Annotated in this window: 1 protein-coding gene; it reads right to left on the bottom strand. The window is 68.1% G+C overall.

Features of this window, described 5'->3' with window-relative positions; genetic code table 11:
* Nucleotides 1-71: 71 nt before the first annotated feature.
* A partial coding sequence (locus FKP22_RS30595) for a M16 family metallopeptidase (protein ID WP_141291956.1) occupies nt 72-1,328 on the bottom strand: 1,257 nt, incomplete at its 5' end.

The raw sequence follows: 1,328 nt of genomic DNA, 5'->3' as shown, positions 1-1,328 counted from the left end.
AGCGCCGGCGGCGAAGGCAGTGACCAACAGCGCCGCGACCGGGCGCAGCATCAGGTTCAGCGAACGGCTCATCACTTCGCCTCCTGGGTATAGAACAGCGTGACGGCGGGCTTGCCGATCACGTACTGGCGCAGCACACGCTGCACGTCGGCCGCGGTGACGGCTTGCAGCTCGGTCAGCTCGCGGTTCACGGCCTCCGGGTCCTTGTCGTGGATCATCGCCCAGCCGATGGACGTGCCGCGGCCCAGCGAGGTCTGGCGGCCGTTCAGCGCGGCGGTCAGCAGCTGGGTCTTGACCTTGTCCAGCTCGGCGGCGGGGATCGGGCCCTTGGCCAGCCTGGCCAGCTCGGCGTGCAGCGGTGCCACCAGGCTTTGCGGCTGGCGCTGGCCGGAAGCGATTGCGTAGACGGCGACCGCGCCAGCGTCGGTGTGCAGCATCGGCTCCATGCCGGCGGACTGGGCAATGCGCTGCCGATAGACCAGCGACTCGTTCAGGCGCGACGACTCGCCGCCGGCCAACAGGCCCTGGATGACCTGGAACGCGGCAGCGTCCTTGTCGGCCGCGTTGGGCGCCTGCCAGATCAGCACGGCCGCTGGCAGCGGCACGTTCGGGCCGGTCAGCGCGACCTGCCTGGACTGCGTGCGCACCGGCTCTTTCACGTTCACGCGCGGGATGGGCGTGTCGGGCTTTTTCAGCGGGCCGAAGTAGCGGTCCACCCACTGGTCCAACTGCGCGCCATCGAAGTCGCCAGTGACGATCAGCACCGCGTTGTCGGGCCGGTAGAAGGTCGAATGGAAGGCGCGCACGTCGTCCAGCGAGGCCGACTCCAGGTCCTCGATGCTGCCGATTACCGGCCGCTTGTACGGGTGGTCGATGAAGGCATTCGGCGCCATCGCCTCGAACAGCCGGCCGTAGGGATTCGCCAGCACGCGCTGGCGGAACTCTTCCTCGACCACCGCGCGCTCGCTCTTGAAGTTCGCTTCGTCAACGTTCAGGTTGACCATGCGCTCGGCCTCGGCCCACAGGATGCGCTCCAGGTGGTGCGAAGGCACGGTGGCGAAGTAGGCGGTGACGTCCTCGGCGGTGAAGGCATTGTTCTGGCCGCCCACGTCCTCGGTCAGTCGGTCGAACTGCTCGCTCTTCATGTAACGCGTGCTCTTGAACATCAGGTGCTCGAAGAGGTGCGCAAAGCCGGAGCGGCCGACCGGATCGTCCTTGCCGCCCACGCGGTACCAGACCTGCACACTGACGCTGCCGCCGGTGCCACCGGGCTCGGCGATCACCTCCAGGCCGTTGGCCAGCGTGCGGCGCTTGAACTTCATCGGCGC

The sequence above is a fragment of the Ideonella azotifigens genome, from assembly GCF_006519715.1.
Taxonomy (GTDB): domain Bacteria; phylum Pseudomonadota; class Gammaproteobacteria; order Burkholderiales; family Burkholderiaceae_C; genus Ideonella; species Ideonella azotifigens.
Note: the sequence above shows the minus strand (reverse complement) of the source record. Positions and strands in the feature narration are given on the sequence as shown.